Consider the following 24,890-nt stretch of genomic DNA (forward strand, 5'->3'; position numbering starts at 1 on the left):
TATGAATATATGCGGATTAATCGTTGGAATCCTCGTGCTTTTCGCTCCACTCCTCATCGGTAGGGGTGTCGTCATACCATTCACGTCCCTCCTGCTCGGCCAACTCCATCTGCTCGTTGATCCACGCCGCCTCCGCAGGATTGATATCGGCGGTGTCAAGCACCTTCTGCCACACCGGATACAGCAAATGCATTACCGGATACAGCGCGGTGAGCAGAATCTCCGGCTTATGTTTGCGTGAATGCTGTGGATGCGCGTCGAACGTGTTCTTGAAACGACGCATGTAATTATTGAACGACGTGAGCGACGTGTCCATACGGCGGGCGCTGATGCCGGCGATCATGCGCGGGCAGTACACGGTTTTCAAATCCTTGCCCAGCAGATGCAGCGAAATATCGATATCCTCATGCATCACATCGGCCTTGTCGCGGCACACCTCGTCGCAAATTTCACGCCAAGCTGAAGCGCGGACCGCCATATTCGAGCCAAACAGCAACGGCTGGCCACCATCGGCCTTGTAGATGCGCTTGCGTGTGAAATTATCCCCACGCAAACCAAAATGGCGGCTCGGCAGATCGTAATACATTACCGGACCAGTGGCACCCATGGCCTCCGGATCCTCAGTGAAAATGCCGGACACCACCTCGACCCAATCCGAGCGAATCATGCAATCAGCGTCGAAACGGCCCAAAATATCGCCAGTAGCGTGATTCAAACCATAATCGCGCGTCGGAATCAATCCCTGCTCCTCATCCTGATGCAACAAACGGACAGGGGCTTGAGGGTGGTCTTTCATAAACTGCTCCACCACGGCTACCGTCGAATCGGTGGAACGATTGTCGACAACGATCACTTCATGGGGCATCACGGTCTGCCTAGTGGCATTCAACAGGCAATCGTTGATACGCTCCTCTTCATTCCAAGCGGGGATGACAATTGAAACGTTCAGCATAACTACCACAATAGCTCAGCCTGTACACGACGCCTATCGCTACAATAGGGAGCCATGAGCGAAAGCGAACAGCGAATGAACAATACGCAGAGCGAAAACGATGCGAACACCAGCGAACAGCGTTGGGATCTCGGCACCCTGTTTCCAGCCAAAGGAGATTCCCGAAAACCGCCGGAATGGCTGGGGCGTGCGCTGCTATACATTGCCATAGCCATTGTGGTGTTTACTTTCTGCTGGCGCAGCTGGGGCAAAATCGAATACTTGGTGATCGACATCATCGTCTCGCTGTTCATCGCGCTCGCGGTAGAGCCGATGGTGGTGCCGCTGGTCAAGCATGGCTGGAAACGATCGTTCGCCTCGCTGTTCTCGCTGCTGATGCTGGCCGTGATTCTCGGCGTGCTCTTCACGCTGTTCGGCAATTTGTTTGTGCAGCAGGTGATCGCATTGGTGAACGGTCTGCCCGACCTGTATGAGCAGATGTGCCAGTTCGTCAGTCAATACGCGAATTTCCGACTTCCTGAGATCAATAATCTCGGCAATGAGATTCTGAAGAACATTCAAACGTCGTGGGTCACCGATTTCGCGGGTACCGCGCTGAATACGGTGTCGGGATTGTTTTCGTTCCTGATCAACCTCATGACAGTAATCATGACCACGTATTACATTTCAGCGGCTGGCCCGAAACTGCGTCGTGCCGCATGCCAGTGGATGGCTCCGGCGGCTCAGCGCCGATTCCTGTTCGTGTGGACGGTGAGCCAGAGCCAGATCTCGTCATTCCTGTTCTCCCGCGCCATTCTCGCATTGCTGAACGCGTTCTTCACCGGAATCTGTCTGATGCTGCTGCACGTGCCCTATTGGCTACCGTTGGCGCTGTTCTGCGGTATGGTTTCGCAGTTCATTCCTATGCTGGGCACGTATATCGGCGGCGCATTGCCGGTGCTGTTCGCGTGGGGCAGCTGCGGATTGTGGCAGGCCGTGGTGGTGCTGATGTTCATCTGCGTGTATCAGCAGATTGAGAATCTGATCTTCGCGCCGAAGATCTCCCAGCGCACCATGGATATAAACGATGCCGTGGCGTTTCTTGCGGTGCTGGCGTTCACTTCGCTGTTCGGCGCGCTTGGAGCATTCCTCGCATTGCCGGTGGTCGCGTCCGTGCAGACGATTTTCCGCACCTATACAAAGCGGTACGAGCTGGTCGATTCCCCGCTGATGGACGATCCGGTGCCTGAAAAGAAGTCGAAGCTGGTGGAAGGCGCCGAAGCGATCAGCGAGCATCTGCACAATATGCCTCGCGCGGTGCAGGGATCCAGTGCGCATGTGCCGATTTCCGACGAAGTGCGGCAGTTACAGGAGCAGGCGTACAATATCAGCCGTTCCGAGGAATCGCTGGAATCGAACGAAACCGTCGCCATTCCGAAGCACGTGTTGGACAAAACGGAACACAAGCCATTGCAGGGTCTTGAGAGCGAAAACACATCGCAGGAATCCAACGAAAAATCGGAATCCGGCAATGAGCGGAAGAACGACGAATCGCGGGAAGCTGAAGGAAGCACGAAAAACGCGGATGACAATCCAAGAAGTAGGTGGCGTTAATGGTACTGCTGAGCGTACTTGACATTCTGCTGGTCATTGTCGGCGGCGCAGGCATGGTCTATCAGGCGGTATGCATTCTTATCTCGCTGTTCACCAAGCCGATCAGATTCCCACAAGCGCCGATGGACAAGCGGTATGCGGTGCTGATTTCCGCACGAAACGAAGCGAACGTCATCGGCAACCTCATTACTTGCATCCAAACGCAGACGTACCCGAGCGAGCTGATCGACATTTGGCTCGTTGCCGACAATTGCACCGACAATACCGCCGAAGTGGCACGCAATATGGGATGCCATGTGATCGAGCGTTTCAACAAGGAGCTCGTGGGCAAAGGCTACGCATTGACGTATCTGCTTGACCAGATGAACGAATCCGGCGCGTCCGATCCATACGACGCGTTCTTCGTGTTCGATGCCGACAACAAGCTTGACAAGCATTACGTCGAAGAGATGAACAAGGCGTTCCAGTCGGGATTCAAGATTCTCACCAGCTACCGTAATTCCGTGAATTTGTCCGACAATTGGGTCTCTTCTGGTTCTGCATTGTGGTTCATTCGTGAATCTCGATTCCTGTCGGCCTCGCGCATGTGGCTCGGCAACAGCTGCCATGTAGGGGGTACTGGCTTCATGTTCTCGCGGGAGATCATGCGTCGCAATAATGGTTGGAAATTCCATTTGCTGACTGAGGATTTGGAATTCACCATGGATTCCTTGCTGCACGGTGACCGCATCGGCTACTGCGGTACTGCGGTTCTGTATGACGAGCAGCCTGTTACCTTCGCGCAGAGCTGGCGTCAGCGTTTGCGTTGGAGCAAGGGCTTCCTGCAAGTGTTCCGTTATTACGGGCCGGCTTTGATCAAACGTGCCATCAGGGAACGTGATTTCTCCGCCGTTGATTTCACGCTGTTGTTGTGTCCGTTCACGGTGATCGGTATTGTGCGCATTCTGCTTGGTTTGCTGTTTGCCGCATGCGGATTCGTTACATGGCAGAGCCAGTTGAGCTCGTTGGCCGGTTGGACGTCCGGCATTGTGACGTCGGTGATCGGCATGATGGCGTTGGCCGCGTTGACGATCATTGTGGAACGCGATCAGATTGGCGCCACCAACAAGGAGCTGTTCGCGTACGTGCTGAGCTTCCCGATCTACATGTTCAGCTATGTGCCGATCTCGTTCCAGGCGATGTTCGCCAAGTCGGAATGGAAGCCAATCGAGCATAAAGGATGACGTTCTTTCGCTGGCTTTCGCGTTTCCTGCTTTTTCGTTTTCATTTCGATTTTTCATTTCGATTTCTGCTTATGACTGGAGTGTTGCTGTTCCATGGATGATTCGGCTGAATACCGGCATGTGAAACGTCGTCGATACATCACGGTGGCGCTTTCCGTGGCGCTCACTACGGTATTGTGCGTTGGCTATGTCGTGGCCGACATTTTCGACCTCCTGCCGGGCGTTCTTACCCTGCAGGAGGTCGAACACATCACCGCCAAGACGCCGGGCAACGCCGTTCCTGCGGCAACGGTGGTCGGAGGGCTTGACGCTTCAAAGACCGTGGATGCAGCTGCGGCGAAGGCGCTGATCAGCCAATTCGAAACGGCCGCCTCCGACTTCGGTGACGAATATGCCATCGCCATCGCCGATGCGGCCGGCAATGTGGTCGCCGAGCATGCTCTCGACAAGTCGTATACGCCGGCATCCACCATGAAAACGTTGACGGCATATGCGGTGGCGACCACGCTTGACATGGGCGAGACTCTGGACACGCAAACCTATCTGGAACAGCGCGAGGACGGCACTTCGCGATTGGTGCTCAAAGGCAATGGCGACATGCTGCTCGGTGCCGGTGCGTCCGATTCGTCGCATATCAATGGGCGTGCTGGATTGGGAACGCTTGCCGCGAACACGGCCCAGGCGTTACGTCAGCGGGGCATCACTTCCGTGACGCTTGTCTACGATGATTCCCTGTTCGGTAACGACCGTTGGCCAAGCGGCATCGCCGAACTCGATTCAAACCACGTGTACTACGCGCCGACCTCGTCCATGGCGGTGGACGGCGGGCGCAATTGGAACGGTGCCGATCCCGCCGATCCCGATATGTTCAGCACATACCCAGCTTTGAGCACGCAGCCAGCCCGCGAGGCCGCACAGGTGTTCGCGCAACGCTTGGCTGAACACGGCATTGCCGTGAACTCTTCCGTGGAACAGGGAACGGTCCCCGAGGGCACCAGTCCCATCGCGGCCGTGCGTTCCGCATCGCTGAATGAGATCATGGCGTTCATGCTTCGGCATTCCGACAATTCCTTGGCTGAGGAATTCGGCAGACTGCTGGCTTTGCATCTCGGCGCCGACAATTCGCCGACCGGGGCTGTGCGGTCAGTCGAACAGGTGCTGGTTCAGCAGGGAATCTCCACCGAAGGTCTCATCATGCTCAACTGTTCGGGTCTGTCCGAGGAGTCCAAACTCACCGCGCGTACCCTGCTTGAAGTGCAGCAACGCAACCTAACGAGCGGTGTCGGAGCTGCCGCTGCCGAAGGACTGTCGGTCGTGGGGTTCGTGGGCACTGCCGCGAATCGTTTGAACGATGACAACGAGGCTGGTCTCATCCGTGTCAAAACCGGCAGTTTGGGAGATGCGACCTCCATGACCGGCAATGTGTCGCGTCACAACGGAGGCGCGTTGAGCTTTGCCGTGATTGTCAATAATCCCGATGATTTCGAGGCCGCGAAATCCGCTATCGACACTTTTGTGGCCGCGCTGCCGAAGCTGTGATGCCATGGTGTATTCGTCTCGTTTGCGTAAGGGTGTCGGTGAGTTGCGGGCCGCGCTGAAATCGGCCGGATTTGGATTGCAGGATGCCCGATTCGCCCGCCATGGCGAGCACGCGCCCGATGCGGACGCTCCTCTGATTATGGTGGCCTGTTCCGGTGGCCGCGATTCGATGGCGTTGGCTGCGGTTGCTGCGAAAACATGCGCTTCATTGGGATTGCGATGCGGGACGATTATCATCGACCATCAGTTGCAGCAAGGCTCTGCCGGGGTCGCGCAAACAACCGCCGATCGTTGTGTTGCGTTGGGTCTTGACCCAGTTCGTGTTCGTGCGATTGACGTACCCGACTCCCGCGGCATCGGTGTTGAGGCAGCGGCGCGTGAAGCACGCTACCATGCGATTGTCGACGCATGTTCCGACGCTTCGGCCGTGCTGCTGGCTCATACGAAAAACGATCAGGCGGAAACCGTGATCATCGGTTTGTTGCGTTCCTCGGGCCTCGATGCGGTTTGCGGTATGAACGGTTCCTTCATACGAGACGGGGTGCGTTTTCTACGCCCGTGGCTGAATATGACCCGCGAAGAAACCACCGGCATCTGCGAGGATCTGCGGCTTGCCTGGTGGGACGATCCCACAAATGGGCCGGATGTGGGGAATTCGGGCGGAAACGAGCCTCTTCCCGCGAACTATCCGCTGCGATCCCGAATACGGCACGATCTCATGCCATATCTTGAATCATTTGCGGGAAGCGACGTTGTGTCGAAACTTGCGCTTGGAGCGAGGCTTGCCGAAGACGATCGCGCATATCTTGACGGTGTGGCGCAACGCGTGTGCGAACAGGGCGTAACCGTGAACAACGGCGAGATAATCATCGACGCGCGTGCGTTGCAATCGCAAGACATTGCCATCAGAAGACGGGTGATTGTACGCTCGCTTGCAGAAGCAGGCATTTCGTGCATGGCACGGCAGGTTGAAGGAATCGACAGGCTGATCTGCGACTGGCACGGCCAGAAAGGTGTGAATCTTCCCAGCGGATATTCAGCATATCGCCAGAAACACGTCATTCGCGTGTGCCAAGATGGTGGGCATGCGAATCGCTGACGTACAAGAAGATATTGATCACGAGCTGATCAGCAAAGAAGAGATTGCCGACATCATCAACCATGCTGCTGCTCAGGCCAGTGAAGACTACCGTGGCAAGAACCCGCTGCTGGTTTGCGTGCTCAAGGGTGCAGTGAACACGCTTGCGGCGTTCTCACAGGCCATGAGCATCCAGGCGGAGATGGATTTCATGAGCTTGTCGAGCTACGGTTCCGGCACTCAATCGAGCGGCAAGATCACCGTGCGGCAGGATCTGTCCACCGATGTTCGCGGTCGTCACGTGCTTATTGTGGAAGACATTATCGATTCGGGCGTCACGTTGGCGTGGCTCGTCGATGAACTCAAGAGCCGCGGTGCCGCTTCCGTGGAGATTTTTGCGCTGTTGGAAAAGCCGGCGCGCCGTAAGGTGGATGTTCCTGTGAAATATAAGGGACGTGAGATTCCCGATGAATTCGTGGTCGGTTTCGGCTTGGATTATGACGAGCGATACCGCAACCTTGATTCGATCGCGGTGCTGAAGCCGGAAGTGTATGAAGGAGGTCAGGCATGAGTTTTCCTGGTCCGGGCCAGTCGCCGAATAACAACGGCGGCGGCAATAACCCGTTCACCAATCCGTTTGGACGCAACAATAACGCCGGCAATGGCAAAGATTCCAACGGCAACGGCGATAAGTCCAACGGCAACGGATCCAATGGCGGTCCGCGTCCGTTCTGGCAGTCCCCATGGCTGTGGGTTGTGGTTGTAGCATTGCTTGCCGTGACCATGTTCCAGATTTTCGCTGGAACCGGTTCCCAGACCATCGACACCAAGGATGGTCTGCAGATCCTCAACGGCAACAATGTTGAATACGCGCAGATCGTAGACAACACCCAGCAGGTCAAGCTCAAGCTTAAGAGCGACTACTCCGCTACTAACCCTGATACCGGGCGTATGAAGAACTACGGCAAAAACGTGCAGTTCTACTACACGTACGCGCAGTCCGCGACCGTGGTCAAGGCCGTGCAGAAGGCTGATCCGGTCAAGGGCTGGACGGCGACCATGCAGCAGAGCAGCATTTGGACGTATCTGCTGACCTCGCTACTGCCGTTCCTCATTATCTTTGGTCTGTTCTGGTTCATGATGAGCCGTATGGGCGGTGCCGGCGGCATGTTCGGTATGGGCGGTAAGAAGAACAGCGGCAAGCTGCTCGAAGGCCAGACTCCGACCACCAAGTTCGCCGACGTGGCCGGCGAAGAGGCTGCCGTACAGGAAGTCGAAGAAATCAAGGACTTCCTGAAGGATCCGTCTCGTTACAAGGCTTTGGGCGCCCGTATTCCGCGTGGCGTGCTGTTGTATGGTCCTCCAGGTACCGGTAAGACGCTGCTGGCACGAGCCATCGCAGGCGAGGCCGGCGTGCCTTTCTATTCCATGGCAGGCTCCGACTTCGTGGAAATGTTCGTGGGCCTTGGCGCATCCCGTGTGCGCGACCTGTTCGATGAAGCCAAGAAGAACGCTCCGGCCATCATCTTCATCGATGAGATCGATGCCGTCGGTCGTAAGCGTGGCGGTTCCGGTATGAGCGGTGGCCACGACGAACGTGAGCAGACGCTGAACCAGCTGCTAGTTGAGATGGACGGCTTCAATAACGATACCAATCTGATCATCATCGCCGCGACCAACCGCCCCGATGTGCTTGATCCGGCACTGCTTCGTCCGGGCCGTTTCGACCGTCAGGTGGCCGTCGAAGCGCCTGATTTGGAAGGCCGCGAGGCTATTTTGAAGGTGCATGCCAAGGGCAAGCCGTTCGTGCCTGACGTCGATCTGCATATGATTGCCGTGCGTACGCCGGGCTTCACCGGCGCCGATCTGGCCAATGTGCTGAACGAAGCTGCATTGTTGTGCGCCCGCGCCGGTGCGCAGCTGATCGACAATCGTGCCATCGATGAGGCCATCGACCGCGTGCAGGCGGGCCCGAAGCGCCGTTCCAAGGGCATGGCGCTCGACGAACTGCGCAATACCGCATACCACGAGGGTGGTCACGCGCTGGTGGCAGCCGCCATGAACGATACCGATCCGGTCACCAAGGTCACCATTCTGCCGCGTGGCCGTGCGCTTGGCTACACCGCGGTAATGCCTACCGAAGATCGATATTCCATGTCGCGCAACCAGCTGCTCGACCAGATGGCGTACGCCATGGGCGGTCGTACTGCGGAAGAGGTCGTGTTCCACGATCCGACCACCGGTGCTTCCAACGACATCGAAAAGGCGACGAACATCGCACGTCAGATGGTGCTCGACTACGGTTTCTCCGACAAACTGGGTGCCATCAAGTGGTCTGATGACGAGCAGAGCGACCTTGGATCGCTGAACCACAAGTATTCCGCACGCACCGCCGAAATCATCGATGAGGAAGTGCTCAAACTGGTGGAAACCGCGCATACCGAAGCGTGGAACGTCATCAACGAAAATCGTGAGATTCTTGACGAGCTTGTACGTCAGCTGCTCGTCAAGGAAACACTCAACGAAAAGGAGCTTGCGGAAATCTTCGCTAATGTCAAGAAGGCACCGAAGCGTGAAGTGTGGCTGAGCGACAGCAAGCGCCCGGATTCCGACATTCCGCCGGTTCCGATTCCCGAATCCCTGAAGAAAAGCGCAGGATTGACCAACTGATGAGCGATACCGAAGCATTCGATACCCTCTTCGATGACAAGGCCCGTGCCGCCCATACGGCCGGGCCTGTCGGCTATGACGAGGAAGGCGTGCGCCAGGCGGTACGCCTGTTTTTAAAATCCATTGGCGAAGATCCGGACCGTGAAGGCCTGCTCGACACCCCAGACCGTATCGGGCGTGCTTGCAAGGAGCTATTCGCAGGCCTTGGCCACGGCCCCGAGGAAGTGCTCAAAACCAAGTTCAAAGTCGATACTGACGAAATGGTGCTGGTACGCGATATTGAACTCTTCTCGGTATGCGAACACCACCTGCTGCCGTTCCATGGCGTGGCCCACGTCGGCTATATTCCGTCAAATGGCCAAGTGGCGGGCTTAAGCAAGCTTGCCCGACTGGTGGAATTGTATGCCCGACGTCCGCAAGTGCAGGAACGCCTCACCCAACAGGTGGCCGACGCGCTGATGGAAGGCATCGAAGCACGTGGCGTGATCGTGGTCACCGAATGCGACCACATGTGCATGGCCATGCGTGGCGTAAAGAAGGCGCAATCGCGCACGGTCACGTCGGCGGTGCGCGGCTGCATGCGAGACGCGACGACGCGAGCCGAAGCCATGAGCCTGATCCTGTCGCAGCATTCGTGATCGACGCGGCCGCAGCAAGTCGAATCGTAAATAACAATAACCGGATATAGGAGGGGAAACCGGATGACCATTGATATGAAAGCGATTCATGATAGTGACCGTACTCTGGTGATGGGCGTGCTCAACATTACGGAGGATTCGTTCTCCGATGGAGGGCTGTGGCTCGATCCCGCGAATGCGAAAGCGCACGGCGAGGCGATGATGAAGGATGGGGCTGACATCATCGACATCGGTGCCGAATCCACTCGCCCCGGAGCCAAACGCGTCAGTGAGGAAGATGAGCAAACCCGCGTGCTAGGTGCCGTGGATGCGTTGATTCCGGAAGGTGCGGTGCTGTCAATCGACACCACGCGCGCATCGGTGGCTCGCATGGCGTTGGAGCATGGTGCGCAGATCATCAACGACGTGTCCGGCGGTCGGCTGGACCGCGAAGTGCCCCATGTGGTGGCCGAGCATTCGGAAAGCCTTTACATTGTGCAGCATTGGCGCGGCTGGCTTGCCGGCTCCGCAGGCGACGTGCCTGACGCTGATACGTCCGTGTACGCCAATGGCGTGGTGGATGACGTGTATGACGAACTCATGAAGCAGGTCGACGACGTGCTTCAGGCAGGCGTCTCACCGTCACAAATCATCATCGATCCGGGTCTTGGATTCTCCAAACCGAGCGTCGAGCATAACTTCCCGCTGATGACGGCATTGGAGAGGTTCAATGCTACCGGATATCCGGTGCTGATTGGAGCCTCGCGCAAACGATTCGTCGGCGCGGCGCTTGCCGATGCTGGTATTGACAAGCCAGACATGGATAGCAAAGACAATGCGACCGCCGCCATCAGCGCCCTATGTGCCGAACATGGAGCGTGGGCCGTGCGCGTGCATGACGTGAAGAAAAGCCGCGATGCGGTGGCGATCGGCAACGCGTGGCGTGCCTTCGCTAACGACTGATGCACGGCGTTCGCATACGTCGTGCGTTCCCGACAGCGTAGGTGCGGCAACGCATTTCCACCATTAAACCTTGAGATATGCAAAGAAAGGCTGGCATGGATCAGATTCGATTGACTGGCGTTCGCGCGGTCGGCAAACACGGAGTGCTTGATTTCGAACATGAGCGTGCGCAAACGTTCGTCGTCGACGCCACGTTGTTTCTTGATCTTGCGCCAGCCGGGCATTCCGACGACCTGCGGGACACCGTCGATTACGGTGCCATCGCCAAAGGAATAGTCGCCATCATCGAAGGCGAACATGTCGATCTCATCGAAAAACTCGCTGATCGCATCGCCAGCATGATTCTTGAATATCCAGCCGTGGCACAGACGCAGGTGACCGTGCACAAGCCGAGCGCGCCAATCGTCGTACCATTCGACGACGTGAGCGTAACCGTGGAACGTTCCCGTGAAACAACTTCGGCTGCATCGCAAGTGCATCATGCCATCATTGCCATGGGTGGTAACCAAGGCGATGTGGCGGCCACCTTGCGTGACGCGGTGCGTTCGATCGACGGACTGGCATCCACTCAGGTTACGGGCGTTTCGCCGCTGTACCGTACCGATGCGTGGGGTATGCCCGATGGTACCCCCGACTTTTACAATGCGGTTGTTTCCGTGACCACCAAACTGTCGGCAATGGAACTGCTGCGAGGACTGCAGCGCATCGAAGCCGAACATGGTCGAGTGCGTACCGACCATTGGACTTCGCGCACACTCGATCTGGATATCATCGATTTTGACGGGCAGAGCAACGATGATCCGGATCTGACGTTGCCTCACCCCCGTGCATGGCAGCGTGCGTTTGTGTTGGGGCCGTGGCTGGCACTCGAGCCGGACGCTGAATTGTCGGGCGAACATGCCGGTTCCGTGGCCCAGCTATTGCACGAGGCATCCGATCGCGACCATATCGACGAAATCGCTGATGATTGGATGGTGGGAAGCCCGACCGGCTACGGTATCGACGACCTTGCCTGCGATGCCAATAATACGGGCGATGCGGATGATATGGACGAAGCGTATGGTGCGATCGATTCCAGTGATCTGCCGGAAGGAACCGCCGCAGCCAAAGCGGCGGCACTTGCTTCTGCACAGCCAGAACCCGCATCGAAACGCGCGGTGATCTCACTCGACAGCCCAGCAACCGATGCCGAACAGCAGTTCCGCATGGCCATCGTCACGTTGGACGGCATTCCCGGCAACCAAGTCGAGGGCATCTCACCCCTCTACCATGTGAGCCAACTCGACGGACTCCCCGACAAAATGGCTGCGGTAATCCAGATTTCCACGCGCATGGGCGCCCATGATCTGATCGAAGCATTAGGCAATGTGGAAGCTTCCATTGGCGAAGACCTTGATCTCGACCTGATCGACATGGAAGGCGTGGAATGCGACGAACCCGATTGCAAGGTGCCGTGGCCCACCGCACGCAATCATGCCGCAGTGCTTGCGCCATGGCTCGACATGGATCCCGATGCACGACTGGGTAAGGATCCGGTATCATTCCTGCTAGCCATGGCCCCCGATGCCGCGCAGGTGGGACTGCTGACCGACAATTGGATTATCGGAGGTACGCTATGAAAGCGCGCAGAACCCCTTGGTGGTGCTACGTTCTCGCTGCCGCATTAGGATTGCTTGCCGGAATAGGATTGGCGAAATATGGCGAGATTTCAGGTTTCCCATTGGTCGGCGCTCCATGGATTGTGCCCGTGGTGTTGGCGATTCTGGGATTCGTCGTGCTTTATATGGCATTGCAGATCCACAAATACACCACCACAGATCCCGAAAAACGCGCGCAGCTGAAACCTTTGGACCCGCAGAAGGCGTTCGCCACACTGGTGTCGTGCAAAGCGTTGGGCGTGGCAGGAGCGTCGTTAGCCGGCTGGTATGGTGGGCAGCTCATCATGAGCCTGCCGCATGGTGAGGCAGCGTTCTACAGCCAAGCCATCCTCGAATGCGCGATCGCGGCAATCGTATGCATAATCGATATGATCATTGGCATTGTGGGGGAGTGGCTGTGCCAAATCCCACCAATCGACGGCCCGGAAAGTCCGAAAATGAAAACGGCCACGCAACGCAATCGTTACGCGGCCGCGGCTACCAAATCAGCGACACAATCGAAAGTCTGATTACCTCACTTCTTCAGATCCTCTTCGGGAACGCGAAGCATCACCTCCTGTGTCATGCAGGCAACAAGCTCACCATCCTGCGTATACACCTTCGCCTGACCCAAGCCACGGCCGTGAGCTGCAGTAGGCGTATCCTGCACATACAAATGCCACTGAGTGATATCAATATCGCGATACCACCACATCGAATGATCGATCGAAGCGAACGAAATACCAGGCGTGGCAATACTCAACCCAGCGCGACGTAACACCGGCTCCAACATCACCTGATCGCAGCCCATCGCCAACATCGCACGATGCATAACCTGCGGAACATCAACCGTGCCATCAGCCTTCATCCACACCATCTGTTTACCGGAATCATTGCTGGCGCTCTTCTTATCGGCACCCAACATAATCGTGCGCGTCACATGACGAATGTCGAACGGCGACTTTTCCGCATAATATTTGGCAAACGAAGACTTCTCGGCAAATGGTTCCATAAGCTGCTTCGCGCTGGTCAACGCTTCCGGCTCCGGCACACCCTCCGGCATCGGATCAGCGAACTCAACACCCTCCTGACCCTGCTCCTGAAAACTGGCGATGGCGGTAAGAATCGAACCCTGAGCCTGCGTGACATTTACACGACGAGCTGAAAACGAGCGGCCATCACGCAGATTCTCCACATCAAACAGCAAATCCTGACGAATATCACCGGCAGAAATGAAATAGCCATGAATCGAATTCGGCAGGCGAGACGGCGACACCGTTTTGGATGCGGCCATCATAGCCTGCGCAATCACCTGACCGCCATACACGCGGCCAGTGGGGAAATACAGGCTTTCACCATTCACATACATATGATTGCGGTACATGGACGGCGTGCCCAGTTGAAGCACCTTTGCTAACCGTTGCAATGGTGTGATTGCCGTTTCTGTCATGACACTCCTCGATTCTTTTGAGTCACATAGGTAACGCTTCGTTCCGGATTCGAGTCTACGCAAGGGCGGTAAATTTCGCCGGATTGTTTTGTAACGAATGCGTGAGAAGCGTGAACGGCAGGTAATCGTCAAACGATTCGCATACGGCAAAGCGCCGCACTTCGTAACGAAGCACGGCGCTTTACTGAAATATGGGGTTAACCGGCCCTGCAATTATGGACTTGCTTCGCAAGGCTCATTGCTACCCTCGTTCGGTTGTCGCCTCACTCAGGTTGACCCTACGAACAGTCCACTGGACTGTTCGCTTAACAGGTCAGCCTGTGGCCCTGCAATTACGGTCTTGCTTCGCAAGGCTCATTGTTGCCTTCGTTCGGCTGTCGCCTCACTCAGCCTAAGCCTACAGACAGTCCATAGGACTGTCTGCTTAACGGCTTAGCGGGTCAGCTTGCGATGGAGACGGTGGGGGCGAGCCGCGTCTTCGCCAAGACGGGCCACACGGTTCTCCTGATAGGCCTGGAAGTTGCCTTCGAACCAGTACCACTTGGCCGGATTCTCATCATCGCCTTCCCACGCGAGAATATGCGTGGCCACACGGTCGAGGAACCAACGGTCGTGAGAAATCACCACAGCGCAGCCCGGGAAGCCAAGCAGTGCGTTTTCAAGCGATTCAAGGGTTTCAACATCAAGATCGTTGGTCGGTTCGTCGAGCAACAGCAGGTTGCCGCCCTGCTTCAGAGTCAAAGCAAGATTCAGACGATTGCGTTCACCACCGGACAGCACGCCGGTGAGCTTCTGCTGGTCGGAACCCTTGAAACCGAAGGACGCCACATACGCGCGGGTCGGCACTTCAACGCCGGCAACCTCGATGAAGTCAAGACCGTCAGACACGGCCTCCCACAGGTTTTTATTCGGGTCAAGACCAGCACGATTCTGATCGACATAACTGATCTGCACGGTCTCACCGATCTTCAACGAGCCAGACGTCAACGGTTCAAGACCGACAATGGTCTTGAACAGGGTGGACTTACCCACGCCGTTCGGGCCGATCACGCCGACAATGCCGTTACGCGGCAGCGTGAAGCTCAAATCGTCGATGAGCACGCGGTCGCCGAACGCCTTGTGAATATGCTCGGCTTCCAGCACAGTAGAGCCCAGACGCGGACCAGCCGGAATCTGAATCTCGGAGAAGTCAAGCTTCTTATTGTTACGAGCCTCCTGCTCCATCTGGTCGTAACGTTCCAGACGAGCCTTGTTCTTAGCCTGACGGGCCTTCGGCGAAGAACGCACCCAATCAAGTTCGCTCTTCAAACGCTTGGCGAGCTTGGCGTCCTTGGCGCCCTGGATCTCCATACGCTTGGCCTTCGTCTCCAAGTACGTGGTGTAGTTGCCCTTATACGGGTACAACTGACCACGGTCGACCTCGCAGATCCACTCAGCCACGTTATCCATGAAGTAACGATCGTGGGTAACGGCGATGACGGCACCCTTGTACTGGTGCAGGAACTGCTCCAACCACAGAATCGACTCGGCATCAAGATGGTTGGTAGGCTCGTCAAGCAGCAGCAGATCAGGAGCTTCCAGCAGCAGCTTGCACAATGCCACACGACGGCGTTCGCCACCGGAGCACACCGTCACCGGAGTATCCGGATCCGGGCATTGCAGAGCATCCATAGCCTGCTCAAGCTGAGAATCAAGATCCCAACCGTTTGCAGCATCGATATCGTTCTGCAGCTTGCCCATCTCATCCATCAAAGCATCGAAATCGGCATCCGGATTGGCCATCTCTTCGCCAATCTGATTGAAACGAGCCACCTTTTCAGCGATCTCACCGAACGCCATCTTGATGTTCTCGCCAACAGTCTTGGTGTCATCCAGCGGCGGTTCCTGCTGCAGAATGCCGACGGTATAACCCGGAGTCAAAGAAGCCTCGCCATTAGACACGGTGTCGAGTCCGGCCATGATCTTCAGCAGCGTGGACTTACCCATGCCGTTCGGGCCAACAACGCCAATCTTCGCGCCTGGCAGGAAGCTCAAAGTCACGTCATCGAGAATCACACGGTCGCCGTAAGCCTTGCGGGCCTTGATCATCTGGTAAATGAATTCAGCCAATGTTGTGTTCCATCCTTAAGAAACGTTGGAATTCCAGCGTGTTGCATGAGCGGTCAACGGAAACTCAATCAAGGATTCCGGAACGCAACCCACGCACAATACCGTGCATAATTATCCCATACCCCATCTACACGGCGGTATGGGCGAAAGTCGTGCGCTCAGGCAGTAAGCGGAAGCAGCAGATGCTCATGCAAAGCAGGACGAACGATATTGTCGAAATCGCCAGATTCCGGGCATTGAATCGCAACAACCAAACCCTGCTTCGGCAAAACCGTAGTGATCTGACCGTACGCACCATCCGCACGATATGCCCCCTCATAAGGCGACATCCAGAACTGATAGCCATAACCGCACGTCCAAATATTGCTATACGGAGTGTCGATCTGCTTACCGGAAGCCTGCTTGACCCACGATTCGCTGACAATGCGCGTGCCATGCCAAGTGCCATCATTCAAATAGACCTGGCCAAGTTTCAACATATTCGCAAGCGACATGTAGATCCCGCCGCCTGCAATCGGATGACCTTGCGGGTCACATTCCCAAACAGGCCAACCCTGATCCAACTTGGAAAAAATCATGCCATACAAATACTCGCCAAGACGCATGCCGGCAGCCTGCTCCAACATGCGGCCCGCCAAATCAGAATCCGCAGACGAATAGCAGAACGTGCTGCCGGGCTCCACTTCAACCCTGCGAGAGAACATGTACCGTAAATAATCAGGCGCACCAACACCACTGCGCCGGTCAGGGTTCATCAAATACGCATGATTGAAACCGCTCGACATAGTCAGCAAGTGCCTCAGCGTGATCTGATCCAACTCCAGTTGCGCATCGGAGGGAACATACTCGGGGAACGAGTCGACCAATCGCGAATCGAGCGACAGCAAGCCATCTTCAATCGCAATGCCGATAGCCGTCGAAACATAACTTTTCGTATGGGAATAAATATTACGATCCTGGTCGGGAACGAAATGACGTTCCGCGATAATGGCGTCGCCATCCGCAATCGCAACGGCTTCGACGGGCAGGGACTCGCTTTCAATGAGTTTGACGAAATCGTTGAACATATTGATGGCACCCATGAAATCTCCTTTGACACTGCCTTACGGTGCATTACGGAAACTGTAACGTAAGGCAGTTACGTACGATTGCTACATCAAACGATTTTTCCTAAGCCTGTCGCTAGATGGAGCGCCCGAAAAGCCGCTAGGTGCCATGCCTGAAAAAGTCGTTAAATGATAATGCCTTCGCAATGATCGATCTCGTGCTGGATGATCTGCGCGGTGAAACCAGTGAATGTGGCATGACGCTCGCGGAACTTGCGATCCGCATACGAGACCTCGATGCGCTGGAAGCGGACCGTGCGGCGCTCGCCTTTGAGGGACAGGCAGCCTTCGGAGGTGTCGTAGGCGCCGTCTTTCGCAGTGATCGTCGGGTTGAACATTACGAAGATGCGACCGCCGAAATCCTCGTCCACGAATGCAATGATGCGCTTCGAGACGCCGATCATGTTTGCGGCCATGCCGACGCAGCCGTTGCGGTGTGCGTCGAGTGTGTCTTTGAGATCCTGCGCGACGGCAAGATCCTCGGGCGTATTGAGCGCCTCCGCCGACGGCTGGCTCAAAAACGGAATGGACGTCATGATTTCGCGCTGCATGTGATGTTTCCTCTCGCTGGTTCCTTTGCTGGTCTGCCAACATTGTATGGCGTTATTGTGCGACGCCGTACGGCGATGGGACGGATGACCGGTTCGCGCCTATCCTTTTACGGAATGTCTCGTGGCGATTTTGAAATGTGGGACCGCAATCGACGCAATATGCTTGGAACCATGGATGACATGCCTCAATATCGGAAATACATGACGCAGGCGCTGGAACTGGCCCATAAGGGAGCCGGTTGGGTGAATCCGAATCCGTTGGTCGGCACGGTGGTGGTCCGCGACGGCGAGATTCTCGCAGCCGGATACCACGACCGCTACCGCGGACCGCATGCGGAACGCATGGCCTTCGACTACGCCGACGAGCATGGTGTCGACATGCATGGAGCCACGGTCATCGACACTCTCGAACCTTGCTGCCATGTCGGATCGCAGCCGGCATGCACCGATCTAATTCTTTCGCACGGCATAACGCGCGTCGTGGTCGGTTCGATCGATCCGAATCCCATCGTGGCCGGCAAAGGACTTTGCATTCTTGAGGAAAACGGTGTGGAAGTGGTATATGACGTGATGCGGGCGGAATGCGACGCCATCAATCGCCATTTCTTCCACTACATCACCACAGGAATGCCGTACATTGTGGACGGCAGAAAACATGCGGAGGAATCTGATGCCGAATACGCTGTACGTCGACGCGGGCTATATGACATGTATGCGGCGGTGTTGGGCATATGTCCGATTGGTGGCCGTGCGGGTGCCCCGGGTAATTCGAACGGTACGGAAGGATCGGTGGGAAGTGCCGCACGCCTTTCGGGTCGGACGGATCGGCTGGATGTTTCAGATGGTGCCTTTGCCCATTTCGACGGACCGGTCCAAGCTGTGGCTGCTAACGAGGTGGTGGTCGGAAGGCACAAGCCGTTGCATCTCGACATCCGTGCGCTCGCCGATACGGAACCCGACGAATGGCTGCGCGAACTCGGCCGCCGCAAAATCGATAGCCTCGTCGTCGATGATGATGACGTTTTCGAAATACTGTCTTCGATCTGACGAAAAAGGGATATGCCTATGCCGTGTTTTCAGTTTGAAATGTCCTATATGTGGCAGTTTTTGGCATTTCAGAAAAATGATTTCCGTTATATGTGGCAGTCTCCCAAGGAAAATCTCGTCTAGGGGGTACTGATTGGGGTCTTTTGAGGCTTGAAACCGGTCTGGTCTGCCACATATAGCGGTTTTGGTTTTTCTGGGGATGACAAATCTGCCACATATAGTGGCTTTCAGATGAGAATCTTTCTGCTTCCATTGGCGAGAGACGTTATGCGGATGTGTATCCTCCCTGAGGACATTCTTTGACAGAGCATGATGGGCTTGCTTAATCGTTGGCTCATCCGGTCGGCCACACGTTGCGCGAGTGCCCGTTCCTCGAAGTCGTTCATAAGGTTTTCGGCGGTCACTTGAATGTATGCCCAACCGTCGTCTTCCAAGGCTTCACGTCTCTTGCTGTCGGCGAGCCATTGGCCGGCGTGATGTCTTCCGTCGTATTCGATGGCCACTTTTATATCTGGATAGGCCATATCCAAAAGCACGATTTTCCCATTGTTCAGTCGAACCTTCCAGTTGACTTGCGGACATGGTAGCCCATTGCGAATCAGAGCGATTCTGCAACGGCTTTCCTGCGAGGAATCCGTGCCTTCGCGCATGAACTGTAACGCATGTTGCATTTTTCTGATTCCTCGGATGGGACGTTGTCTATTCGCATTCGCGTAGTTGCTGAAATCTTTGAGCCGTTCCAGATATTCATGGAAGTCGTCAATGCAGACTTGGGGAAAACGTTGGTTCCTTCTTAGCATTGAATCGCCAAGCGTTATCAGTTCTTCTTGGGGAAGCCGATTCGCGTGCATTGCCCATGTGGTTACTGGATCCGTATGGCGGATCTTGCCATAATGCGTAGCGGTTTCGATGATTGGTCCTGTCCACAGTTCAAATTGGACGTTTTGAAGATGCGTGCGTGCGTTGTTATCTGTGGCAAGGGCATGCAGGGAAGACAGCATTTGCTGATCGGGATATCTTGGCATCTCGGTTCTTTGCAGGCATAATGCCGTGCTGTGTGTAAACACCAGCTGCTTACCGGTTCGTTGCTGCGCCGCAAGGCATTGTTCGATGGTATGCGCCCGCAGCTGCGCGAGACTCTCAGAATATTGTGCTCCATTGTCCATGGAGCAAAAATAAAGGGATTGGTCGGTCTCTGTCCATCCGCATTCGAAAAACAGTGGATAAGTGGATAACCGAGGTTATGCGCGAAAAAATGTGGATAAACAGTCGGCCGCCGGCATGCCTGATTGAGACGAACGTGCGCTGCTGCGCTGCTGCGGGATACCATGGCACGGGTAGAACATCACGTTGAAATGAGGATGTATGGGCGAGCCGTGTGTGATTGAAAACGTGTGTTTCGTAGGTTCGGATAAGCCGGTCGACATTGCTGTCGGTCACGGGCGAATAGCTTCGGTGCGACCTTCGGAAAGGACAACGGATACTGCTTCGAAGATATGGGTGATTCCCGGATTGTGGGACTGCCACACGCATTTCACGCAGTGGTCGTACACGTTGGGACGGCTCGATCTGATTGATGCACGCAGCGCCAGCGAAGCGCTCGACATGTTGCGTCGGCACTTGGAGGAGCGTCGTGAAAGCGGCACACTCGACCCGAACCAATATGTGGTCGGCATGCGCTTCCGGCATTCCCTGTGGTCCGATGACGCCCAGCCGACCCTGGCCGCGATCGATGCGGTGGCGGGAGACCAGCCGGTGGCGCTGTCAAGTGCCGACATGCATTGCGGTTGGGTGAACTCTGCCGCCGCGCGCAAGCTTGGCGTAGATGTGGACGAATCCGGACTCGTCGGCGAGCTTGAGTGGTTCGACGCCTACTGCAAGCTGGACAAAGGACCTGGTGCGGCCAATGAGCTGATGCATCTGTTGCGCAACGCCGAACGCGACGCTGCGAGCAAAGGCGTGGTCGGCGTGCGTGACTATGAGATGGCGGAGAACATCGACACGTGGATTAGCCGATTCTCGCAAGGGCTTGATGGTCTGCGTGTCGAGGCTGGCATATATCCCGAGAGACTCCGGCAAGCCATCGACGACGGCTGGCACACCGGAGACGAATTGCCCGGAAGTCATGGTTTGGGCCACGTCGGCGCGATGAAGATGATCTCCGACGGCTCGCTCAACACCCGTTCCGCCTACTGTTCCATGCCATATTCGGGCATCAGACCGGAAACCTACGGCACATTGAGCTATGCCCCTGAGCAAATCGAGTCGTACATGCGACTCGCCGTCGAACATGGCTTCGACATCGCCTGTCATGCCATCGGCGATGAAGCGAACACCATTGTGCTTGATTGTGTCGAACGCACCCATGCGCATGGTTCCATTGAGCATGCCCAAATGCTCAAGGAGTGCGACATTCCGCGACTCGCGCAGCTGGGACTTGCCGCAAGCATCCAACCGCAGCACGCCATGGACGATCGTGACGTCATCGCGCGATTCTGGGGCACCCCCGCCGGAATCCCTTATGCATTCAATAGCCTGCATAAGGCGGGGACCAAACTGCTCATGGGCTCGGATGCGCCGGTCGCGCCGCTGGACCCATGGATGGCCATCTCCGCGGCGGTATTCGGTACGGAAAGTTCCGACCGCGAGCCTTTCCAACCTGAGCAGTGCCTTGATTTTGAAACGGCGCTCGCTTCGTCCACCGCGGTCGGACGCGTGGCGTTGCGGGACGCAGACGCGGCCGATTTGGTGCTTCTGGACTGTGATCCGAGCATAATCGATTCTCCGGAGGCCATGCGTGCCATGCCCGAGCATGTGCTTGGCACTATGCTTGCCGGTCGCTGGACGTACCAACAGGCTGAATGAAAACCGTTATGTGTGGCAGATTCCACGGTGCTGGAAAAGTCAAAATCGTTATATGTGGCAGACCTGAGATTTCTTAACGGGATTTTTCTATAGATTTATACCCTCGAATGTAGTGTGAATCTGCCACATATAGCGCAAATCGGATTTTGAAGATGCCTTAATCTGCCACACATAAGGGATTTCAGATGATTGGCGCGCCCGTGCAAGATGAGTATGAGGTGCGAGTCTACTCGGATAGGAGGAAGACCGCACCTCTGAGTGGGGATACGGCCTTTCTGATGTGATTTTGAGTGAGAATCACTGCACGGCGGCGAGTGCCTGATCGAGGTCGGCGATGATGTCGTCGGCGTTTTCGATGCCGCAACTCAAACGTACCAGGTCAATGCCTACGCCCGCTTCAATGAGCTGTTCCTCGGTGAGCTGACGGTGTGTGGTGCCTGCCGGGTACAGGGTACAGCTGCGAGCGTCGGCCACGTGCGTGGCGATGGACACCATCTTCAAATGGTCGAGGAACGCGGACACTTTTTCGCGTCCGCCAGGCACGCCGAAGGAGATGACGCCGCAAGTGCCGTTCGGCATGTACTTTTCGGCCAACGCATGGTATTTGTCTCCCTCAAGGCCCGGAAAGCTCACCCAGCTGACGCGCGGGTCGGCGCTCAGCCACTGTGCCACCTTGAGCGCGTTCGCGCAGTGGCGCTCCATGCGTACTCCCAGGGACTCCAAATGCATGCCCATGATCCACGAGTTGATTGGTGCCGGTGTTGAGCCGAAATCGCGCATAAGCTGTGCGGTGGCTTTGGTGATGTAGGCGGCCTTGCCAAAATCTTTGGCGTAGGTCACGCCATGGTAGGAGTCGTCTGGTGTGGTGAGTCCGGGGAATTTCTCCGCATGAGCCATCCAATCGAAGTTGCCGGAATCCACGATTGCGCCGCCCACGCAGGAGCCGTGACCGTCCATATATTTGGTGGTGGCGTGCGTGACGATGTCCACGCCATACTGGAATGGACGACAGTTGACTGGTGTGGGGAACGTGTTATCGACGATCAGTGGCACGCCGTGGCGGTGCGCTGCGTTCGCGAACTTTTCGAAATCAAGAACGATGAGCGCCGGATTGGAGATGGATTCGCCGAAGACCGCCTTGGTGTTCGGCTGGAATGCCGCTTCGAGTTCTTCCTCGGTGCAGTCCGGGCTTACGAACGTGCATTCGATGCCCATTTTGCGCATGGTCACGTTGATGAGGTTGAACGTGCCTCCGTAGATTGCGGAGGATGCAACGATGTGGTCACCGTTGTTGCAGATGTTGAAGAGTGCGAAAAAGTTTGCCGCCTGGCCGGATGAGGTCAGCATTGCGGCCGCGCCGCCTTCCATTTCGCAGATTTTCGCCGCGATGGTGTCGTTGGTTGGGTTCTGCAGTCGGGTGTAGAAGTATCCGGATTCGGATAGGTCGAACAGTCGGCTCATCTGTTCGCTTGACTTGTATTTGAAGGTTGTCGCCTGAATGATTGGGGGTGTGCGGGATTCGCCGTTTCCAGGTTGGTAGCCTCCCTGCACACAGATGGTGTCGACGTTTTTGCTCATGGATTTCCTTCTTTCGATTGGGCGCTTCATTGCGTAGCGCTGCGGTGCAACAAACATGCTCACCTTATCACTGAGCTGATAATTGGCTATTCTTCAATAGAAACGCCGAATAGTTCACTGAATTGACAAACTTAGGAAATTGATTTTATTATATACATCAAGACAGGCGGGAATCCGCTTGACGGGAAAAGCAATGTCTTGCGAAAGTAAAAACTAATAGCAAAGGAGCAACCCATGGGTCTGTGGGATATCGAAAAGATTCCGTATGTCGGTCGTGAAAAGGGACCGCAGGAGGGTCTGGCTTTCCATTACTACGATGCCGACAAGGTTGTTGCCGGCAAGAAGATGAAGGATTGGCTGCGTTTCGGCGTCGCTTGGTGGCACACTTTCGATCAGGAGCTGGTCGATCCGTTCGGCACCGGCACCGCCCAGCGTCCGTGGTACGGCAAGTACTCCAATGCTGAGGATGAGGCCCTGGCCAAGGTTGATTACGCCTTCGAGTTCTTCCAGAAGCTCGGCGTCGAGTACTTCTGCTTCCATGATCGTGATATCGCTCCGGAAGGCGATACCCTGCGCGAGACCGACAAGAACCTGGACAAGGTCGTCGACAAGATCGAAGAGAACATGAAGTCCACCGGCATCAAGCTGCTGTGGAACACCTCCTCTCTGTTCACCAACCCGCGCTTCGTTTCCGGTGCTTCCACCTCCCCGTTCGCCGACATCTACGCTTACGCCGGTGGCCAGCTGAAGCATTCCCTGGAGATTGCCAAGCGCCTGGGTGCTGAGAACTACGTGTTCTGGGGTGGACGTGAAGGCTACGAGAACCTGTGGAACACGCAGATGAAGCGCGAACAGGCGCACATGGCCAAGTTCTTCCACATGTGCCACGAGTATGCTCAGGAGATCGGCCTGGACGCTCAGTTCCTGATCGAGCCGAAGGCCAAGGAGCCGACGATGCACCAGTATGACTTCGATGCATCCACCGCCATCGCCTTCCTTAAGACCTACGACATCGACTTCATGAAGCTGAACCTCGAAGGCAACCACGCCAACCTGGCCGGTCATACCTACCAGCACGAGATCCGCACCGCCCGCGAGGCCGGTGTGCTCGGCTCCCTCGATGCCAACCAGGGCGACAAGCTCATCGGCTGGGATATGGATGAGTTCCCGACCGACCTGTACGAGACTTCCACCGTCATGTGGGAGGTCCTCGCCGAGGGTCAGATCGGCCCTCACGGCGGCCTGAACTTCGATGCCAAGCCGCGCCGCACCTCCTTCGCCGCCGAGGATCTGTTCCGCTCCCACATCGCAGGTATGGATGCATTCGCTGCAGGTCTCTTGGTCGCAGCCAAGATGCACGAGGACAAGGTCATCGAGAACCTGCAGGCCGAGCGCTACAGCTCCTTCGATTCCGGTATCGGCGCGACCGTCGAGAACGGCACTGCCTCCCTGGCCTCCCTCGAGGAGTATGCTCTGGATATCCCGCAGTCCAAGCTCATCGAAGCCACCAAGTCCGATCACCTCGAGTCCGTCAAGGCCACGATCAACAACTATATGATCGACGCATTGGCCGAGGCGTGAGCCGAAATCGAGCAGTGGTTGGGTGCGCGTAGCGCTCCGAAATTGCCGGGGCGGGCGTGGCCCAACAAGGAGTTTTCGCTAGGACTCTGATTTATCGCTGGATTAAACAGCGAGGCTCGGTTGCAACAAAGCCGAATATGGTGTGTCGAAGCGTTGGTGCTCCGGCACACCATATATTTTTACCTCATCCTTCCTTAAATTTCCTTCGCATACAAGTCGTCTGCCGGCTATGTCGTCGGTGGACGACTTGCATGTGTTATGAAAACAAGTCGAAAATTTCAATTATTCGCAATGATACGATGTGGAAAAGCGTTTCTGAATAAGGTGTATT

20 protein-coding genes are annotated in these 24,890 nt (G+C 56.1%); 13 read left to right on the top strand and 7 right to left on the bottom strand.

Translation table 11 applies throughout. The annotated features are described in order from the left end of the window. Positions 1-16: 16 nt before the first annotated feature. Positions 17-952 (bottom strand): glycosyltransferase, encoded by a 936-nt coding sequence (locus BBCT_RS01985; RefSeq protein ID WP_003835611.1) that lies wholly within the window; start codon positions 950-952, stop codon positions 17-19. Positions 953-1,006: 54 nt separating this feature from the next. On the opposite strand from BBCT_RS01985, the gene BBCT_RS01990 reads away from it, so the two are divergent. The 10 genes from BBCT_RS01990 (at position 1,007) to BBCT_RS02035 (ending at position 12,802) form a co-directional block, all read left to right on the top strand. Then, positions 1,007-2,545, top strand: coding sequence for an AI-2E family transporter (locus BBCT_RS01990; RefSeq protein ID WP_003835613.1), 1,539 nt, complete (start codon positions 1,007-1,009; stop codon positions 2,543-2,545). Next, positions 2,545-3,768, top strand: coding sequence for a glycosyltransferase family 2 protein (locus BBCT_RS01995; RefSeq protein WP_003835614.1), 1,224 nt, complete (start codon positions 2,545-2,547; stop codon positions 3,766-3,768). Before BBCT_RS01990 ends, BBCT_RS01995 begins: the two co-directional genes overlap by 1 nt. 93 nt (positions 3,769-3,861) lie before the next feature. After that, complete coding sequence (locus BBCT_RS02000) at positions 3,862-5,307, top strand: D-alanyl-D-alanine carboxypeptidase/D-alanyl-D-alanine-endopeptidase (RefSeq protein WP_003835616.1); 1,446 nt, start codon at positions 3,862-3,864, stop codon at positions 5,305-5,307. 4 nt (positions 5,308-5,311) lie between these two features. After that, a complete protein-coding gene (gene tilS, locus BBCT_RS02005) occupies positions 5,312-6,406 on the top strand; it encodes a tRNA lysidine(34) synthetase TilS (protein ID WP_003835618.1) in 1,095 nt (364 codons plus the stop codon). Next, on the top strand, positions 6,393-6,956 hold the full coding sequence (gene hpt / locus BBCT_RS02010) for a hypoxanthine phosphoribosyltransferase (protein ID WP_172620094.1): 564 nt from the start codon (positions 6,393-6,395) through the stop codon (positions 6,954-6,956). Before tilS ends, hpt begins: the two co-directional genes overlap by 14 nt. Next, positions 6,953-9,055, top strand: coding sequence for an ATP-dependent zinc metalloprotease FtsH (gene ftsH, locus BBCT_RS02015; protein WP_003835622.1), 2,103 nt, complete (start codon positions 6,953-6,955; stop codon positions 9,053-9,055). Before hpt ends, ftsH begins: the two co-directional genes overlap by 4 nt. Further along, positions 9,055-9,693, top strand: a complete 639-nt coding sequence (folE, locus tag BBCT_RS02020; protein ID WP_003835624.1) for a GTP cyclohydrolase I FolE — start codon at positions 9,055-9,057, stop codon at positions 9,691-9,693. Before ftsH ends, folE begins: the two co-directional genes overlap by 1 nt. Positions 9,694-9,756: 63 nt before the next feature. Then, the gene (folP, locus tag BBCT_RS02025; RefSeq protein WP_003835625.1) at positions 9,757-10,635 is read left to right on the top strand and encodes a dihydropteroate synthase; all 879 of its coding nucleotides are present in this window, start codon (positions 9,757-9,759) and stop codon (positions 10,633-10,635) included. Between the two features lie 95 nt (positions 10,636-10,730). After that, a complete protein-coding gene (gene folK / locus BBCT_RS02030) occupies positions 10,731-12,254 on the top strand; it encodes a 2-amino-4-hydroxy-6-hydroxymethyldihydropteridine diphosphokinase (protein ID WP_033512407.1) in 1,524 nt (507 codons plus the stop codon). Further along, positions 12,251-12,802 (top strand): DUF3180 domain-containing protein, encoded by a 552-nt coding sequence (locus BBCT_RS02035; protein WP_003835630.1) that lies wholly within the window; start codon positions 12,251-12,253, stop codon positions 12,800-12,802. The genes folK and BBCT_RS02035 overlap by 4 nt, the downstream gene beginning before the upstream one ends. A 5-nt stretch (positions 12,803-12,807) precedes the next feature. On the opposite strand, the gene BBCT_RS02040 is transcribed toward BBCT_RS02035, so the two are convergent. From BBCT_RS02040 to BBCT_RS02055, 4 genes are all read right to left on the bottom strand, one after another. Then, positions 12,808-13,722, bottom strand: coding sequence for an acyl-CoA thioesterase (locus tag BBCT_RS02040; RefSeq protein ID WP_003835632.1), 915 nt, complete (start codon positions 13,720-13,722; stop codon positions 12,808-12,810). A 432-nt stretch (positions 13,723-14,154) separates the two neighbouring features. Continuing rightward, positions 14,155-15,831 carry an energy-dependent translational throttle protein EttA gene (gene ettA, locus BBCT_RS02045; RefSeq protein ID WP_003835634.1) on the bottom strand — a complete coding sequence of 559 codons (1,677 nt, stop codon included), beginning with the start codon at positions 15,829-15,831 and terminating at the stop codon, positions 14,155-14,157. A 158-nt stretch (positions 15,832-15,989) separates the two neighbouring features. After that, the gene (locus BBCT_RS02050; protein WP_003835635.1) at positions 15,990-16,913 is read right to left on the bottom strand and encodes a serine hydrolase domain-containing protein; all 924 of its coding nucleotides are present in this window, start codon (positions 16,911-16,913) and stop codon (positions 15,990-15,992) included. Between the two features lie 149 nt (positions 16,914-17,062). After that, positions 17,063-17,488, bottom strand: coding sequence for a peptide deformylase (locus BBCT_RS02055; protein WP_003835636.1), 426 nt, complete (start codon positions 17,486-17,488; stop codon positions 17,063-17,065). A 171-nt stretch (positions 17,489-17,659) separates the two neighbouring features. Here BBCT_RS02055 and BBCT_RS02060 point away from each other — a divergent pair, with 171 nt between their 5' ends. Next, positions 17,660-18,535 (top strand): bifunctional diaminohydroxyphosphoribosylaminopyrimidine deaminase/5-amino-6-(5-phosphoribosylamino)uracil reductase RibD, encoded by an 876-nt coding sequence (locus BBCT_RS02060; protein WP_231858078.1) that lies wholly within the window; start codon positions 17,660-17,662, stop codon positions 18,533-18,535. Between the two features lie 227 nt (positions 18,536-18,762). Here BBCT_RS02060 and BBCT_RS02065 read toward each other — a convergent pair whose 3' ends face one another. Beyond that, positions 18,763-19,701: a DUF559 domain-containing protein gene (locus BBCT_RS02065; RefSeq protein ID WP_003835640.1), complete on the bottom strand. Its 939-nt coding sequence runs from the start codon at positions 19,699-19,701 to the stop codon at positions 18,763-18,765. Positions 19,702-19,900: 199 nt separating this feature from the next. On the opposite strand from BBCT_RS02065, the gene BBCT_RS02070 reads away from it, so the two are divergent. Continuing rightward, positions 19,901-21,400, top strand: coding sequence for an amidohydrolase (locus BBCT_RS02070; RefSeq protein ID WP_003835642.1), 1,500 nt, complete (start codon positions 19,901-19,903; stop codon positions 21,398-21,400). Positions 21,401-21,697: 297 nt separating this feature from the next. On the opposite strand, the gene BBCT_RS02075 is transcribed toward BBCT_RS02070, so the two are convergent. Further along, positions 21,698-22,978 (bottom strand): O-acetylhomoserine aminocarboxypropyltransferase/cysteine synthase family protein, encoded by a 1,281-nt coding sequence (locus BBCT_RS02075; RefSeq protein ID WP_033512404.1) that lies wholly within the window; start codon positions 22,976-22,978, stop codon positions 21,698-21,700. Positions 22,979-23,212: 234 nt separating this feature from the next. Between BBCT_RS02075 and xylA the strand changes: the two genes are divergently transcribed. Continuing rightward, positions 23,213-24,559: a xylose isomerase gene (gene xylA, locus BBCT_RS02080; protein WP_003835647.1), complete on the top strand. Its 1,347-nt coding sequence runs from the start codon at positions 23,213-23,215 to the stop codon at positions 24,557-24,559. The last annotated feature ends 331 nt before the right edge of the window (positions 24,560-24,890 follow it).

This window comes from Bifidobacterium catenulatum DSM 16992 = JCM 1194 = LMG 11043 (assembly GCF_001025195.1).
GTDB lineage: Bacteria > Actinomycetota > Actinomycetes > Actinomycetales > Bifidobacteriaceae > Bifidobacterium > Bifidobacterium catenulatum.